17 protein-coding genes and 2 tRNA genes are annotated in these 14755 nt (G+C 69.1%); 1 reads left to right on the top strand and 18 read right to left on the bottom strand.

From position 1 onward, the window contains the following. Positions 1–109: 109 nt before the first annotated feature. From ACFTE1_RS02510 to ACFTE1_RS02490, 5 genes are all read right to left on the bottom strand, one after another. A complete protein-coding gene (locus ACFTE1_RS02510) occupies positions 110–346 on the bottom strand; it encodes a hypothetical protein (protein WP_380618354.1) in 237 nt (78 codons plus the stop codon). Between the two features lie 162 nt (positions 347–508). Next, on the bottom strand, positions 509–1246 hold the full coding sequence (locus ACFTE1_RS02505) for a metallophosphoesterase family protein (RefSeq protein ID WP_380618352.1): 738 nt from the start codon (positions 1244–1246) through the stop codon (positions 509–511). Beyond that, positions 1246–1773 (bottom strand): DinB family protein, encoded by a 528-nt coding sequence (locus tag ACFTE1_RS02500; RefSeq protein ID WP_380618350.1) that lies wholly within the window; start codon positions 1771–1773, stop codon positions 1246–1248. The genes ACFTE1_RS02505 and ACFTE1_RS02500 overlap by 1 nt, the downstream gene beginning before the upstream one ends. An 87-nt stretch (positions 1774–1860) precedes the next feature. Continuing rightward, positions 1861–1937: transfer RNA gene (locus ACFTE1_RS02495), tRNA-Met, on the bottom strand. Positions 1938–2016: 79 nt separating this feature from the next. Continuing rightward, complete coding sequence (locus ACFTE1_RS02490) at positions 2017–2517, bottom strand: hypothetical protein (RefSeq protein ID WP_380618348.1); 501 nt, start codon at positions 2515–2517, stop codon at positions 2017–2019. A 186-nt stretch (positions 2518–2703) separates the two neighbouring features. On the opposite strand from ACFTE1_RS02490, the gene ACFTE1_RS02485 reads away from it, so the two are divergent. Then, the gene (locus ACFTE1_RS02485; RefSeq protein WP_380618346.1) at positions 2704–3420 is read left to right on the top strand and encodes a GH25 family lysozyme; all 717 of its coding nucleotides are present in this window, start codon (positions 2704–2706) and stop codon (positions 3418–3420) included. A 112-nt stretch (positions 3421–3532) separates the two neighbouring features. Here ACFTE1_RS02485 and ACFTE1_RS02480 read toward each other — a convergent pair. The 13 genes from ACFTE1_RS02480 to hemW all read right to left on the bottom strand — a co-directional run bounded on the left by ACFTE1_RS02480 (position 3533) and on the right by hemW (position 14732). After that, positions 3533–3609 (bottom strand) — tRNA-Met (locus tag ACFTE1_RS02480). Between the two features lie 124 nt (positions 3610–3733). Beyond that, positions 3734–4660, bottom strand: coding sequence for a GTPase Era (era, locus tag ACFTE1_RS02475; protein WP_380618344.1), 927 nt, complete (start codon positions 4658–4660; stop codon positions 3734–3736). Then, positions 4653–5000, bottom strand: a complete 348-nt coding sequence (locus ACFTE1_RS02470) for a cytidine deaminase (protein ID WP_380618342.1) — start codon at positions 4998–5000, stop codon at positions 4653–4655. The genes era and ACFTE1_RS02470 overlap by 8 nt, the downstream gene beginning before the upstream one ends. Further along, complete coding sequence (locus tag ACFTE1_RS02465) at positions 4993–6291, bottom strand: hemolysin family protein (protein WP_380618340.1); 1299 nt, start codon at positions 6289–6291, stop codon at positions 4993–4995. The genes ACFTE1_RS02470 and ACFTE1_RS02465 overlap by 8 nt, the downstream gene beginning before the upstream one ends. Positions 6292–6299: 8 nt before the next feature. Then, entirely contained in the window at positions 6300–6764 is a 465-nt protein-coding gene (gene ybeY / locus ACFTE1_RS02460; protein WP_380618338.1) for an rRNA maturation RNase YbeY, read from the bottom strand. A gap of 12 nt (positions 6765–6776) precedes the next feature. Continuing rightward, positions 6777–7793, bottom strand: coding sequence for a PhoH family protein (locus ACFTE1_RS02455; protein ID WP_380618336.1), 1017 nt, complete (start codon positions 7791–7793; stop codon positions 6777–6779). Positions 7794–7949: 156 nt separating this feature from the next. Next, positions 7950–8303: a histidine triad nucleotide-binding protein gene (locus ACFTE1_RS02450; protein WP_380618334.1), complete on the bottom strand. Its 354-nt coding sequence runs from the start codon at positions 8301–8303 to the stop codon at positions 7950–7952. Continuing rightward, on the bottom strand, positions 8300–9232 hold the full coding sequence (locus tag ACFTE1_RS02445; RefSeq protein WP_380618332.1) for a DMT family transporter: 933 nt from the start codon (positions 9230–9232) through the stop codon (positions 8300–8302). The genes ACFTE1_RS02450 and ACFTE1_RS02445 overlap by 4 nt, the downstream gene beginning before the upstream one ends. Before the next feature lie 118 nt (positions 9233–9350). After that, positions 9351–10076, bottom strand: coding sequence for a 16S rRNA (uracil(1498)-N(3))-methyltransferase (locus ACFTE1_RS02440; RefSeq protein WP_380618330.1), 726 nt, complete (start codon positions 10074–10076; stop codon positions 9351–9353). 81 nt (positions 10077–10157) lie between these two features. Then, a complete protein-coding gene (gene dnaJ / locus ACFTE1_RS02435) occupies positions 10158–11297 on the bottom strand; it encodes a molecular chaperone DnaJ (protein WP_380618328.1) in 1140 nt (379 codons plus the stop codon). Positions 11298–11322: 25 nt separating this feature from the next. Next, positions 11323–12333, bottom strand: coding sequence for a heat-inducible transcriptional repressor HrcA (gene hrcA, locus ACFTE1_RS02430; protein ID WP_380618326.1), 1011 nt, complete (start codon positions 12331–12333; stop codon positions 11323–11325). A gap of 102 nt (positions 12334–12435) precedes the next feature. Further along, the gene (locus ACFTE1_RS02425; RefSeq protein ID WP_380618324.1) at positions 12436–13539 is read right to left on the bottom strand and encodes a CapA family protein; all 1104 of its coding nucleotides are present in this window, start codon (positions 13537–13539) and stop codon (positions 12436–12438) included. Positions 13540–13559: 20 nt separating this feature from the next. Continuing rightward, complete coding sequence (gene hemW / locus ACFTE1_RS02420; RefSeq protein ID WP_380618519.1) at positions 13560–14732, bottom strand: radical SAM family heme chaperone HemW; 1173 nt, start codon at positions 14730–14732, stop codon at positions 13560–13562. Positions 14733–14755: the final 23 nt, after the last annotated feature.

Genomic DNA, 14755 nt, shown 5'->3' with positions numbered 1-14755 from the left:
CCGCCCGGCCGGGGCCGGATACCGAGTTCCCCCGATGGGCTCGGAGACGACGAAGCGGGCCGGAGCTTTCGCTCCGGCCCGCTCACACTCCTATGGTCGGAGGACGACCCTAGGTCCAGTGGACGCTGTCAGGAGACACGCTCCACCAGGACCAACCCTGGTCTTCCTCGTTCTGCCAGCTCCAACCGGCGTCCTCTTCACTCTGCCAGGACCAGCCCTGGTCCTCTTCGCTCTGCCAGCTCCAGCCGTCCTCTTCGACGGGGTTGGCGGAGGCGGCGCTCGCGGTGAGCCCGATGGCTCCGACGGCGATGAGACCGGTCAGCCCGGCCGCTGCGATTTTCCTCATGGATCTTCTGTTCCCTTCTCCCGCAAGCGATGCGGGGGAAATTTCGAGGTGATGTCTCAATAGTACCGTTGTGCGACAACACCATCCACGAATAGGAAATCAGAGTTCTCTATGCGTTCCCCCGGACCCGAGGCAGAGCCGGCGCACCTTTCGGACGCCCCGTCAGTCCACCATGGGCGTGAACACCTCCAGAGCCTCCACATCAGAGGGCGGCGCGACGAGATACCCGCTCCCGAACTCGTCCGCTCCGGGAAAGGCCGACCGCTCGGCGATCTCCGCCGCCGCAGCCTCCGCGTCGAGAAGGGTCTCCCGGAACTCGACGCCCGGCCCCAAGAGACACCACGTCGGACCGGAACCGTAAGGCATGCCCACGCTCCCGGGATTGACCACGCGGCGGCGGTCCACCAGCCGGAAGAACGGCATGTGGGTGTGGCCGCAGACGACCGTCCGAGCCTCCACCCCCTCGAAGGCCTCCGCCCACTTCCCCGGCGGCGAGTCCACCAGCCGGACCTCGTGGTCGTTGCGCGGAGTCGCATGGCAGAACAGCACATCGCCCAGGCCGTCGATTCCAACGAGCGCCTGGGGAGGCAGGGCGGCGAGGAAGTCCACCTCGTCCCCCGACAACTGCTCGGCCGCCCAGCGCGACTCGTCGTGCCCCGGATCGACGCCGTCACGGCTCCACCCGACCATCTCCCGGTCGGCATTGCCGCTGATGAACGTCGCCCGGTCGCCCAGCGAGCGCATCAGCTCCAGCGTCTCCACCGGCAGCGGGCCGGCCAGATTGTCGCCGCAGAAGACGACGTGGTCGGCCGCGCGAACCTCCGGCTCCCGCAGTACCGCACGCAGAGCGGGGAGCACCCCGTGAACATCGGAGAGGACGGCGACGCGCTCGAAACCCATTACGAACTCGTCACCCCGTCGATGCGCTCGCGGACGATGTCGGCATGCCCGCAGTGCCGGGCGTACTCCTCGATGAGGTGCACGTAGATCCAGCGGAGGTTCAGCGAAGCGCCGCGGCCCTTGGAGGTGAACTCCTCGTCCAGGCCCCTGTCGGCCACCTCTCCGCGAACCTTCTCCAGGGTGGCCAGGTACTCCGCCCAGACCTCCTCGGCCGGGGCGCCGTCCAGGTCGTTAAAGTCGGAGTCGTCCTGCTCCGGGTCGAAGAAACCGAGGTCCTTCTCGTCGAGCCCGAGGAAGTTCGCCTCCCACCACCACTTCTCGACATCGGCCATATGCCGCAGCAGCCCCAGCAGGCTGATCCCCGAGGGGGCGGCCGACTTCTGCTTCAGCTGCTCTTCGGTCAGCCCCGCGCACTTCTCCAGGAGGATCTCGCGGTGCTGGTCGAGGAAGCCTTCGAGGAGTTCGCGCTCGCCCAGTCCGTTTCGGTCGGAGCGCTGAACGACGGTCTTCGGTGCAATCCAAGTCATGTCCGCATCCTAGTGGAGGGCACCGACACGCCTCAATCCGTTTGCGGACGCGAAAAGAGCCGGCTCCCGTAGGAACCGGCTCTCACGTGGTAGCGGGGGCTGGATTTGAACCAACGACCTTCAGGTTATGAGCCTGACGAGCTACCGAGCTGCTCTACCCCGCGTCGTGGTTACAACTGTACGGCACTTGAGAAATGGCGTTCCACGGCGGGGGTCCAGTGTGGCCCACGTCCCCGGCGGGCCTCACTCGTCGAAGCGGCCGTCGAGCCGGTTGCACACGCCGACGTAGTCCTCGTTCCGCTTGACCAGCTCCAGCGACTCCTCGGTGCCCGGATAGTACAGGTCCTGGTTCTCCACGGCGTGGGCGAGCTGTTCGGCCACCTTCTCGGCGGCCTCCGCCAGTCCGTCGTCGGGCGTGGTGGCGGCGTGCTCGGCCCACTCGTCGGCCAGCGCCTGAAGCTCCTGCGGGTCCTGCTCGGCGATCGTCGAGAAGTCCCGCAACGTCGTGAACCGTCCGCCGCAACCGTCGTACAGCTCCATGGGGTCGGTCGGTTCGGGCTCTTCGGCCTTCTCGGACTCGCTCGGTTCGGGCGAAGGCTCGGCGGACGGCGACTCTTCGACGGTCGGCTCGGGAGCCGCGGTGTCGTCTCCGTCCTCGCAGGCGGCCAGCCCCATGCCGACGGCCAGGGCCGCGGCGGCGATCGCGATGCGGCGAGGACTGCGGGACAAGGCTTTCGGGGTCACGTCTTCTCTCGTTTCGTCTCGGTCCTGGGTCATCGGTCCCCAGAATAGAAGGCGGCCGCCAACGTCCCGGCCGATGGACCGGCGGGCGACACGCCCCGCCGTACCGCGATGGGGAGCGGCTCTGTGGTGCCATCGGACCGGACTCCCGCCATTCCACGCCCGACCGACCCTTTTCGGAGGAACGCCGTGAGGCGATCACTGACCATATCGACGACCCTGGCCCTGGCCTTCGCGGCCTCCGCCGCACCCGGCGGCGCGCAGGAGGGTGAGCCCGAGGGCTTCGCCGCCACCTCCCTCCACGAGAACGCCGACTGGAGGGCCGCCGCGGCCGAGGCGGACTTCGCCTACGTCCGAGCGCTGACCGGGCTCGACCAGACCGACGCGAGCCTCTTCGAGCACGTCCGGAAATCAGGCGCCGCAGGAGTCCCGCGTGGGCTCTACCACGAGGCCCGGCCCGACGTCTCCACCGGATCCCGCCAGGCCCACGCCCACATAGACCTCCTCGAAGAGGCCGTGGAGATCGAAGGAGACATGCTCCCCGCCAATGTCGACCTGGCGCCGAACCCGACCGGCCCCGACTGCTACGGGAAGATGCCCGGGGAGATGCGGACCTGGATAGAGGGGTACGTCACGACGTGGGAGAACCAGATGGGCGAAAGCCTGGTCGTGCACACCGACACCCGCTGGTGGAACGAGTGCACCGGCGACTGGCCCGCCATGGGAGACCGCGTCCTGCTGTCCCACCACGAGCCCGCAAGCGCCGCCCCCGGGCTCCCCGCCGGCTGGGACGAGGCGTCCTTCGAGTGGTACTGGGACCCGGTCGAGGTACCGGGGCTCCCCGAGACCACCTACCGGGGCGTCTTCCACGGGTCCGCCGCGGAGTTGGAAGAGCTCTACTACTGACCCGGGCTCCGCGGCTCGAATCGCCGGCGGGGTCGAACACGCCTGCCCACGCCGTGGCGGACGACCTCGGGGCATGAAAAAAGGCCGATTCCCGTAGGAACCGGCCTTCACGTGGTAGCGGGGGCTGGATTTGAACCAACGACCTTCAGGTTATGAGCCTGACGAGCTACCGAGCTGCTCTACCCCGCGTCGCTGAAGACAACTATACGGTAGTGGTGAACGGCCCGCAAACTCGGGATCGGTGACCCCGATCACCCAGCGTTATCGCTGCTCATGCAGGGTGGACTCCCGCTCGCTCCGCTGCGGGAGCGGGTCAGAAGCCCAGGCGGGAGAGCAGCTTGGGATCGCGCTGCCAGTCCTTGGCGACGCGCACGTGCAGGTCGAGGTAGACGCGGGAGTCGATCAAGGCCGCGATCTCCTTGCGGGCCTTCGTGCCGACCCTCTTGAGCCGGGCGCCGCCCTTGCCGATGACGATGCCCTTCTGGCTGTCGCGCTCCACGTAGATCTCCGCGTAGATGCGGCGGCGCTCGTTGCCCTCGCTGACCTCGTCCTCCATCTCCTCGATGACCACGGCGATGGAGTGCGGCAGCTCCTCCTTGACGCCCTCCAGGGCGGCCTCGCGGACCAGCTCGGAGATCATGACGCGCTCGGGGTCCTCCCGCACCATGTCGTCCGGGTACAGCTGCGGCGACTCGGGCAGGTGCGAGGAGAGCACGTCGACCAGCGTGTCGACGTTCTTCCCGGTCTTGGCCGAGACGGGCACGATGTCGGCGAAGTCGTAGAGCTTGTCGACAGCCTGCAGCTGCTCCATGAGCCGCTCGCGAGAGACCAGGTCGGCCTTGGTCACCACCGCCACGACGGTGCCCTTGAGCTCGGATATCTCCTTGGTGATGAACCGGTCGCCCGGCCCGATCCGCTCATCGGCCGGAATGCACAGGCCGATGACGTCCACCTCGCTCCACGTCGAGCGGACCAGGTCGTTGAGCCTCTCCCCCAGGAGGGTGCGGGGCCGGTGCAAACCGGGCGTGTCGACGAGGATGAGCTGTGCGCCGGGGCGGTGCATCACGGCCCGGACCACGTGGCGCGTGGTCTGCGGCCGGTTCGAGGTGATGGCGACCTTCTCGCCGATGATGGCGTTGGCCAAGGTCGACTTCCCCGCGTTCGGGCGCCCGACGAAGCAGGAGAAGCCCGCGCGGAAACCTCCGGCGGCGAGCTGTTCTCCGGCAGGTGGATTAGGCAAGACGTGTCACGTCCTTTCGGTTCACCGCGTACACCGGCGCCTCGGGCGCCAGGTCGCGGACGGCTTCGACACCGGCGTCGTCGCCGGGCTGGTTGAAGATGACGGCGGCCTCGAGAGCCTCGGCGCCGGCCGACGCGGCCTGCGCCACGGCGGCCTGGAGCGCGGTCAGGCCCAGGCTGGGCAGCTCCACGGAGGCCGACGCGTAGGTGCGGCCGATGGAGTCGCGCACGGCGGCGCCCTTCAGCTGCGGGACGCGGCCGGCCGCCTGCTTGGCGAGCGTCGCCAGCTTCGCGTCCTCCGCCTCGAGGTCGTCTACCGTCATGGTCTGCGGGTCAGGCATGGAGGGAACTGCTTTCTTCTAGGGCGGACGGGTCGATCGGTGCGGGCGGGAGCCGCCGGACGAGGACGGTCTCGATGTGGCGGCGGCGCCCCACTTCGCCCTCGGCGGTCAGCTCGAGGCCGGCGACCACGACCCTGTCCCCGGCGGCGGGGACCTTACCCAGTTCGCTGGCCATGATACCGCCGACGGTGTCCACATCGGCGTCACCGAAGTCCACGCCGAACTCCTCGGCCAGCTCGTCCAGGTTAAGCCGCGCGATGACGCGCGCCGAGCCGTCGTCGTTCCAAGTGACCGGCGGCAACTCGTCGTCGTACTCGTCGGTGATCTCACCGACGATCTCCTCGATGATGTCCTCGATGGTCACCAGGCCCGCCACGCCGCCGTACTCGTCGACGACGACGGCGATGTGGATCTGCTTGGCCTGCATCTCGCGCAGCAGGTCGTCGACCGGCTTGGACTCCGGCACGAACGTCACCTCCCGCATGGACGAGGTGACCGGGGACTCGCGGTCCTCCACCTGGGCGAGGTCCTTGAGATAGGCGACGCCGCGGATGTCGTCAAGGTCCTCGCCCACCACCGGGATGCGCGAGTAGCCCGACTCGAGGGCCACCTTGAGCGCGGCATCGACGGCGGCCTCGGTGCGGAGCCACACCATCGACGTGCGCGGCACCATGACCTCGCGGACGACCGTGTCGCCCAGCTCGAAGACGGACTTGATCATCTCCGACTCGTCGTTGTCGACCGTCCCGTTGGCCTCGGCCTGGTCGACCATCTCGCGGATCTCCACCGCCGAGGTCGCGAACGGGCCCTCGCGGAAGCCCTTGCCCGGGGTGAGGGCGTTGCCCAGCAGGATCAGAAGCTTCGAGAGCGGGCCGAACGCCCGCGTCACGACGTTGACCGGGCCGGCCCCCGCCAGCGCGATCGGATAGGCGTGCTGGCGGCCGATGGTGCGGGGGCCGACGCCCACCGCCACGAACGACACCGTCGTCATCACCACGGCCGTCAGGGCGACCGCGGCGGGAGCCGAGTCCACGTGCGTGAAGAACACGACCGCGACCAGGGCCGCGGCGGTGACCTCCGCGGCCACCCGCAGGAAGATCAGGACGTTGAGGTGCGCCGGAAGACGCGAAATGACCGTCACCAGCGAGCCGGCGCCCCGCCGGTTCTGTTCGGCCAGTTCCTCGGCGCGTGCCGGCGACACGGCGTTGAAGGCCGAGTCGAGCATCGCCGCCAGGCCCCCGAGGATCGTGAGCGCGACCGCCGTGGCGATCATTCCCCATTGGAGTTCCATTTTTCCGCCTACCCCTGGGGACTTCGTCTTCGCCAGGCGTCGAGGATCCGGTTCTGCAGGCCGAACATCTCCTTGGCCTGCTGCGGCTCGGCGTGGTCGTAGCCCAGGATGTGCAGGATGCCGTGGACGGTGAGCATGCGCATCTCGTCCAGCGTCGAATGCCCGGCCTCCACGGCCTGGCGCTCAGCGACCTCCGGCGACAGGACGAGGTCGCCGAGGACGTCCATCTCGCCCTCGCCCGAGTCCGGGCGCGAGGGGATGGCGTCGTCCATGGGGAACGACAGCACGTCGGTCGGACCCGATCCGCCCATCCAGCGCTTGTTGAGGTCGGTCATGTGGTCGATGTCCGCGATGAGGAACGAGAGGTCGGCGGCGGGGTTGACCCCCATCTCGCCGAGCGCGAAGACGGCCACGTCCGCCAGCGCCCCCTCGTCGACCTCGATACCGGACTCGTTGATGAGTTCTATTGCCACTTCAGTCCCTTGCTAACCCCGGCCCCGGCGGGGCTTGTTCCGCTCTTCCGCGGTCGCGTCCCATTTCTCGTAGGCGGTGACGATCTCGCTCACCAGCTGGTGGCGGACCACGTCCTGGCTGTTGAGCCGGGAGAAGTGGACGTCGTCGAGCCCGTCGAGGATCTTCTCCACCACCCGCAGGCCGGAGGTCTGCGAACCGGGGAGGTCGACCTGGGTGACGTCGCCCGTCACCACGATCTTGGACCCGAACCCGAGCCGGGTGAGGAACATCTTCATCTGCTCCGGCGTGGTGTTCTGGGCCTCGTCGAGGATGATGAACGCGTCGTTGAGGGTACGGCCGCGCATGAACGCCAGCGGCACGACCTCGATCGTTCCCGTCTCCATGAGCTTCGGGATGGACGACTGGTCGAGCATGTCGTGCAGCGCGTCGTAGAGGGGCCGCAGGTACGGGTCGATCTTCTCCGTCAGCGTGCCGGGCAGGAAGCCCAGCTTCTCGCCGGCCTCCACGGCCGGTCGCGTCAGGATGATGCGGGTGACGTCCTTGGCCTGGAGGGCCTGGACGGCCTTGGCCATCGCCAGGTAGGTCTTTCCCGTGCCCGCCGGGCCGATGCCGAAGGTGATCGTGTGGGAGTCGATCGCGTCGACATAGGTCTTCTGGCCCACCGTCTTGGGGCGGATGGAGCGTCCGCGCTTGGAGACGATGTTGTGGGTGAAGATCTCTTCGGGAGTGGTGTTCCCCGGGGAGTAGAGCACGCCCTCGGTCCGCCGGATGAGGTCGGGGTCGATCGTCTGCCCGGCCTCCGCCAGGGCGACGAGTTCCTTGATGAGGCGTTCCACGGCGTGCAGGTCGTCGGACTCGGACGTCAGCTTGATGACGTCGCCTCGCAGGTGGAAGTCGACGACAGGGTGACGCTTCTCCAGGTATCGGAGGTTGGAGTCGGCCGGTCCGAGGAGGGCTGCCAGGGTCTTCTGGTCGGCTACGGTGATCTGGGCTGTGCGCCCGCCGTGCGGTGTGGGTCGATCGGTCATAGACGGTGCCCCCGGAGGGTTAGCCACCTGCTTCCATTGCGTCGTGGGTGATCTGTAGACATCAATCGTAGTCCTCCGCCGAGCGGGCGGGCAACGAAGAAACCGAACACCGGGGAGTTTGGGCCGCGCTGTCCGGTTTTCCGGCCCCGGCGTGACCTATTCCGCGTTCAGCGCACCCAGCGGTTCCCCTCCGAGGACGTGGAAGTGGACGTGGAACACCGTCTGGCCGGCGTCCGGGCCGGTGTTGGCCACCAGGCGCCAGCCCGACTCGGTGACGCCCTCCTGGTCGGCGACCTCCGCGGCGAGGGCGGCGACCTTGCCGAGCAGTTCCGGCTCCTTGTGGGAGATGTCGGCGACGTCGCGGTAGTGGCGCCTCGGGACCACCACGACGTGGGTCGGGGCGTTGGGGCTGATGTCGCGGAAGGCGTAGGCGTCCTCGTTGGAGGCGACCTCGGTCGAGGGGATCTCGCCGGCGAGGATCTTGCAGAACAGGCAGTCGTCTTGAGTCATGCGTCCATCCTAATCGTTTCCGGGCCCCGCCTCCTGCGCCACATGCCGATCGCGAGACCCGCCGCGACCAGCACCGCGCCGAGGGCCCCGGCCGGATGCGGGGGCTCGGTTCCGAGGAGCCAGGAAGCGGCGACGGCCGCGACGGGTGCCGCTCCGGCGCAGAGGCCGGCGCGCTCCACACCGATCACGGGCAGGGACGTGAACCACAGTGTGAAGGCGACGGCGGTGCCGAGGACTCCCAGGTAGGCCAGGGCAAGCCATTCCGCTCCCGTAGGCGCGGGAAAGGCGTTCGCGCCGTCCTCGACGAAGGCCGCTCCGGCGAGCATGGGCACGGCCGCCAGGCTGACCATGGCGGCGACGCGGACGGCGCCCAGCTTCGGCACCACCGCGGCCGCGATGAGATGGGAGGCCACCTCAACGGTCAGAGCCGCGGCGCCCCAAGCCAGGCCCGCCCAGGTTCCCCCGCCGAGTCCCTCCGTCACGGCAATGCCGGCCGTCACCACTCCGGCCGCGGCGAGGATCCGAGGGGAGGGCCTTCTTCCGGCCAGGAGCGGCGAGACGACGGCCAGTGCGACGGGGACGCCCCCGATGACGGTCCCGACGGCCGAGGGGTCGGAGTGCTCCAGGGCTTGGAGAAGGAAGACGTTGAACAGGGCCACGCCGGTCAGGCCGATGGCCGCCAGTTTGACCCAGTCCCCGGGCTCGACGGGTTCCCTCCGGGAGCGATCGGCGGTCAACGGGATGAGCGCCGTCAGGATCAGTCCGCCCAGGGCAAAGCGGATCGCCTGGCCGGCGAAGGCGGGATAGTCGCCGAGGAGCGCGAGCACCGGTGTCGCGGCGCCGACGAGGGTCATTGAGGCGAGGGCGGCGGAGAAGGCGGTGAGGTGTCCTCGGCCGGTCGCCGTGGGATTCGGGGCGGTGGCGGTCACCGCTCAACGGTAGAGGGGACCATTCCCACCCCGGTGCCCCGCCCGACGACGAGAGGCGCTCGCGCCGAAGCATCGCCGCTATCCGGCACAACACTTCTCCAGTGCTGGGAAAGTAGCACTACCATCTGCCGAGGCGGGCCTGCAGCACCGCCAGGATGGCCGGTCCGGCCGTCGACGTCCGCAGGATGTTGCTCCCCAAGCGGACCGGCGTCGCGAACCGCGACAGGGCCTCGACCTCCTCCGGAGTCATGGACCCCTCCGGGCCGATGACGACCGCGATCTCCCCGGACTCGGCCAGCGGCGCCCGCGAGAGCGGATACTCGGCCTCTTCGTGGGCGATGATCACCTGGTCGGCCCTTTCGAGGCGCTTCACCAACTGCTTCGTCGTGTGCAGCTCCTCGACCCGCGCCAGCCACGGCCTTCGGGCCTGCTTGCTCGACTCCCTCGCCGCACTGGCCCACTTCTGACGCGACTTCTCTCCGCGAGCGCCCTTCCACTGCACGATGGACCGCGCCGCCTGCCACGGGATCACGGAGTCCACGCCGATCTCGGTGGCCTCCTGGACCGCGCGCTCCCCCCTGTCGCCCTTGGGCAGTGCCTGCACGAGCGTCAGCGCGGGCTCTGCGGCGGGAACGTTCTCGCGCTCGTCGACGGTGTACTCCAGCCGCCCTTTGGCGACTGCGGTGACGGTCGACGAGAGCACCGTTCCGCGCCCGTCGGTCAGGCTCAACCGCTCCCCCGCCTTCAGCCGCTGGACGTCGGCGGCGTGGTGCCCCTCGGGGCCCTCCAGGACGCCGGAGTCTCCGGCGGGCAGGTCGTCGAGCAGGAAGTAAGGCTCAGTCACAGCGGAATCCTATCGGAGCAGAGGCGTGCCCGCCCTGCGGGTCGCAGAGGCGGGCAGCGGAGTCTCGGTGCGGCGCGGGCGTCAGCCGTGCCCGTGGAAGGCGTCGCGCATCTTGGCGAAGAAGCCGGACCCGGACTTGACTTCCTTGATCTCCTCGTTGCGGATGTCGGCGAGCTTGCGCAGGATCTCCTCCTGCTCCGCGTCGAGCTTGGTGGGCGTGCGGACGTCCAGCTCCACGTAGAGGTCGCCGCGCTGGCCGTTGCCGCGCAGCCGGGGGAGGCCCTTGCCGCGGATCTTCTTGACGGTGTCGGGCTGCGTTCCGGGGGCGACGTCCACCTCGACCTCGTCGTCCAGGGTGTGGATGTTGAGCTTGGTGCCGAGCGCCGCCTGGGTCATGGGGACGCGCACGCGGCAGTGGAGGTCGGCTCCGTCGCGGGTGAAGACCTCGTGGGGCTTCTCGTGGACTTCGACGTAGAGGTCGCCGGCGGGGCCGCCGCCGGGGCCGATCTCCCCCTCGCCGGAGAGGCGGATGCGCATGCCGTCCTCGATGCCGGAGGGGATCTTGACGGTGATCTTGCGGCGCGAGCGCACGCGGCCCTCGCCGCCGCACTTGGAGCAGGGGTCGGAGATGACCGAGCCGTAGCCGTTGCAGGCCGAGCAGGGGCGGACGGAGCGCATCTGGCCGATGATGGTGTTCTGGACGACCTGGACCTGTCCGGCCCCGGCGCAGGTGGTGCAGCTCTTGGTCTCGCCCGACTCGCTGCCCTGGCCCTCGCAGTGGTCGCAGAGGACGGCGGTCTCGACGGTGATGGTCGACTCGGTGCCGAAGGCCATCTCGTCCAGCGAGAGGTCCAGGCGGATGAGCGCGTCGTTGCCCGGGCGCACGCGGGAGCGGGGGCCGCGTCCGCCGCCGGAGAAGCCGCCCATGGAGCCGCCGAAGAAGGCGTCGACGATGTCCTCGAAGTTCATGAACCCGCCGGCGCCGGCCGGTCCTCCGGCGGAGCGGTCGTAGGGGTCGCCTCCGGCGTCCACGACGGCGCGCTTCTCGGGGTCCATGAGGACCTCGAAGGCCACGTTGATCTCCTGGAGGCGCTCTTCGGCGTCGGGCTCCTCGGAGACGTCGGGGTGGTACTGGCGGGCCAGTTTCCGGTAGGCCTTCTTCAGCTCGGCGTCCGAGGCGCCCTTCTCGACGCCGAGGATGCCGTAGTAGTCTTTCGCCACAGTAGTTCTCGCTAAGTGTCAGGTGTTAACGGTTGCGTTCCAAAATCTCGGAGACGTACCGGGCCACGGCGCGCACGGCGGCCATGGTGGCTGGGTAGTCCATTCGCGTGGGTCCGACGACCCCCATGTGCCCGACCACGGACCCGGGTCCGTATCCGGTGGCCACGACGGTGGTGTTCCGGAAGCTCTCGACGTCGTTCTCGTCGCCGATCCGGACGGTCAGGTTGGAGTTGCTGCCGGCCCCGAGCAGTCGCATGAGGACGACCTCCTCCTCCAAGGCTTCCAAAAGGGGTGTGACGCCCATGAGGGGGGTGTTGGAGCGAGTGAGGTTCGCTGCCCCGGCGACGGCGATCCGCTCCTCGGAGGAGTCGATGAAGGCGTCGAGGAGGACGCGGCCGAGCGCTGCCGCGATGTCGCGGAGCTCGGGCCGGGCCTCGGCGGGCATGTTGGAGAGTATCTCCGGGGCCTCGACGATGGGCTGCGAGATGAGCTTCTCGTTTATGAGGGTGCGCAGCTCGTTGGTGTGATCCTCGTCGATCTCCTCGGCGAGTTCGATGTGGCGCTGCTCGACGCGTCCGGTGTCGGTGATGACGACGAGGAGGAGCCGCTGGGGCGCGAGGCGGAGCAGCTCGATGTGGCGGACGGTGGAGCGGTTGAGGCTGGGGTACTGGACGACGGCCACCTGGTGGGTCAGCTGGGAGAGCAGCCGCACGGTGCGGGTGACGACGTCGTCGAGGTCGCCGGCGTCGGAGAGGTAGCGGTTGACGGCGCGGCGTTCGGCGCTGGAGAGCGGCTGGATGCGTTCGAGGCGGTCCACGAAGAGCCGGTAACCCTGGTCGGTGGGGATGCGTCCGGCCGAGGTGTGGGGCTGGTGGATGTAGCCGGCCTCTTCGAGCCAGGCCATGTCGTTGCGGACGGTGGCCGCGGAGACCCCCAGTTCGTGGTTGACCGTGAGTGCCTTGGACCCCACCGGCTCCTGCGTCGCCACATAGTCCTCGACGATGGCGCGCAGGACTTGGAGTTTGCGGTCGTCCATCGACCCTCACGTCCTCTCTGGTCGGCTGCTGCTCCACCCAAGTCTGGCACTCTTAGGGCGAGAGTGCCAAATCTTCTCGGCATGCCTTCGTGAAGAACGAGGTCAGGGCAGGAGGAGGCTGCCGTCCGGCGCGGCGGTGACGGCGTCGGGACCAAAGTCGGACGCCAGTTCGTTGATCGCGTCGAGGCCGCGGTGCTCCTCGTCGGGGACGGGGTAGCCGCGCTCGTCCATGAGGGTGGACGCGAACCCGGCCGACTTCACGGTGCCGTCCTTGGCGAGGGTGACGCTGAGGACGCCGCCGACTCCGAGCCAGCCGGAGTTGTCGAGGATGCCCTGGCCGCCGCCGAAGTTGCCGAGGGAATGGGCGACGAGCTTGCCGTTGTACACCTCCATGCCGCGCATGACGTGCGGCCCGTGGCCGATGTAGAGGTCGGCTCCAGCGTCGATGCAGGCGCGCGAGAGGGCGATCGGGTCGCCGCGGCGCTCGCCGGCGAAGGTCTCCATGCCGGCGGTGACGTGGCGCGCGTCGACGCCCTCGGCGCCGATGTGGGCGGAGGCGACGACGAGGTCGGCGCTGGACTTGGCCTCGGCGACGAGCGCCGCGCAGGCGGCGGGGTCGCGGAGGTCGGTGAACATGGCGTAGCCGGCGAAGCCCACGAAGGCGACGGTGATCCCGTTGGCCTCGACCGTGGTGATGGTGTCCTTGTGCCCGGCGAGGTGCATGCCGAGCCCCTCGACGGCCTCGCGCGTCTCGGCGGCGCCGTCGGGGCCGGCGTCCCAGGCGTGGTTGTTGGCGTGGTTGAGGACTTCGAAGCCGGCGTCGGCGTACAGCGACGCGTACTCGGAGGGGAGGGTGAAGTAGACGCAGCCGGACTCGCACTTGCTCCACTCGTCGGTGGAGAGCGCGCCCTCCAGGTTCGCCACGTCGATGTCCCCGTTGAACAGGTGCTTGACGTCGGCGAAGAAGTCGTCGTCGGGCGGCATCCGGTCGGGGTGCTTGCCGGGGAAGGCGTCGCCGACGTAGGTGATGGTGACGGTCTCCGCCTGGGGCTCGGGCGAGCTCTCCTCCGGCCGGGGCGGGGCGGTGTCGTCGGCGCCGGAGCCGCCCTCGTCCTCGTCGTTTCCGCAGGCGCTCAGCACGAGGCCGGCGCCGGCGGCGGTCAGCACGCTTCGGCGGGCCAGCCGGGAAGCGGGGGAAGTTCTCATAGGTCTCCCAAGGAGATTGGTCAACCGGTGAGGTCGCGCACCACCCTGTCGGCCAGGAGTCTTCCTCGGAGGGTCAGCCGGAGGCGGTCGTCGTCGACGACGACCAGTCCCTCATCGCTGAGGCGGTCGATCACCGGACGGGTATCCGAACCCGGCAAATCTAGCGGAAGTCCGGTCGAGAGCCTAGTCCTGAGAAGGATCGTTTCCAAATGTTTATCGCCTTGCGTCAATTCCTCACCGTCTGCGACCGGAAGTGAGCTTTCGGGTGTGAGGCACTCCCCGTAGCGGGCGGGGTGCTTGACGTTCCACCAACGCAGACCTGGCAGATGTGAGTGTGCTCCCGGTCCGGCGCCCCACCAGTGGCCCCCGTCCCAGTAGAGGACGTTGTGGCGGCAGCGGGCGTCCTCGGAGCGGGCCCAGTTGGACACCTCGTACCAGGAGAAGCCGGCGCCGGTGAGGATCTCCTCGGCGGCGAGGTAGCGGTCGGCGGCCACGTCGTCGCTGGGCTGCGGGACCTCCCCGGAGCGGACGCGGCGGGCGAGCGCGGTTCCCTCCTCGACGATGAGGGAGTAGGCGGAGAGGTGGTCGATGTCGGTGGCGACGGCCTGGCGGAGGGTCTCGGCGAAGTCCTCGGCCCGCTCCCCCGGCGTCCCGTAGATGAGGTCGAGGCTGACGTGTTCGAAGCCGGCGTCGCGGGCCTCGCCGACGACGTCGAGGGCGCGTCCGGGGGTGTGGTTGCGCTCGAGGACCCGCAGGACGTGGCCGGCGGCCGACTGCATGCCGATCGACAGGCGCGTGAAGCCGCCGTCGCGCAGCTCCCTGAGGTAGGCGGGGTCGACCGACTCGGGGTTGGCCTCGGTGGTGACCTCGGCGTCCGGCTCCAGGCCGAAGGCGTCGTCCAGCTCCCCCACGATCGCGACGAGGTCGGCGGCGTCGAGGAGGGTGGGGGTGCCGCCGCCGAAGAAGACGGTGTCGATCCGCGGGGGCCGGCCGAACAGGGCGGCGGCGCGGCGGATCTCCTCTCGCACGTACTCCGCGTAGTTCTCGCGCGAGACCTTGACCTCGCGGCCCAGTTCGGAGGCGGTGTAGGTGTTGAAGTCGCAGTAGCCGCACCGCGAAGCGCAGAAGGGGACGTGGACGTAGAACCCGAAACCGGACCCTCCCTTCTCGTAAGAGGAGGCCGTTCGAGCGATAACTGGGGTGAACGGCGGAGCCG

It is taken from the genome of Salininema proteolyticum (assembly GCF_042685645.1).
GTDB lineage: Bacteria > Actinomycetota > Actinomycetes > Mycobacteriales > Micromonosporaceae > Salininema > Salininema proteolyticum.
This window is presented reverse-complemented; position numbering and strand designations above follow the sequence as displayed.

Bases quoted from the DNA above. Each gene is read 5' to 3' on its own strand.
- ACFTE1_RS02470 (WP_380618342.1), bottom strand. From the start codon at position 5,000: ATGCCTGACCCGCAGACCATGACGGTAGACGACCTCGAGGCGGAGGAC.
- ACFTE1_RS02500 (WP_380618350.1), bottom strand. From the start codon at position 1,773: ATGACTTGGATTGCACCGAAGACCGTCGTTCAGCGCTCCGACCGAAAC.
- ACFTE1_RS02505 (WP_380618352.1), bottom strand. From the start codon at position 1,246: ATGGGTTTCGAGCGCGTCGCCGTCCTCTCCGATGTTCACGGGGTGCTC.
- ACFTE1_RS02425 (WP_380618324.1), bottom strand. From the start codon at position 13,539: ATGAGAACTTCCCCCGCTTCCCGGCTGGCCCGCCGAAGCGTGCTGACC.
- ACFTE1_RS02510 (WP_380618354.1), bottom strand. From the start codon at position 346: ATGAGGAAAATCGCAGCGGCCGGGCTGACCGGTCTCATCGCCGTCGGA.
- hrcA (WP_380618326.1), bottom strand. From the start codon at position 12,333: ATGGACGACCGCAAACTCCAAGTCCTGCGCGCCATCGTCGAGGACTAT.
- ACFTE1_RS02455 (WP_380618336.1), bottom strand. From the start codon at position 7,793: ATGACCGATCGACCCACACCGCACGGCGGGCGCACAGCCCAGATCACC.
- ACFTE1_RS02450 (WP_380618334.1), bottom strand. From the start codon at position 8,303: ATGACTCAAGACGACTGCCTGTTCTGCAAGATCCTCGCCGGCGAGATC.
- ACFTE1_RS02465 (WP_380618340.1), bottom strand. From the start codon at position 6,291: ATGGAACTCCAATGGGGAATGATCGCCACGGCGGTCGCGCTCACGATC.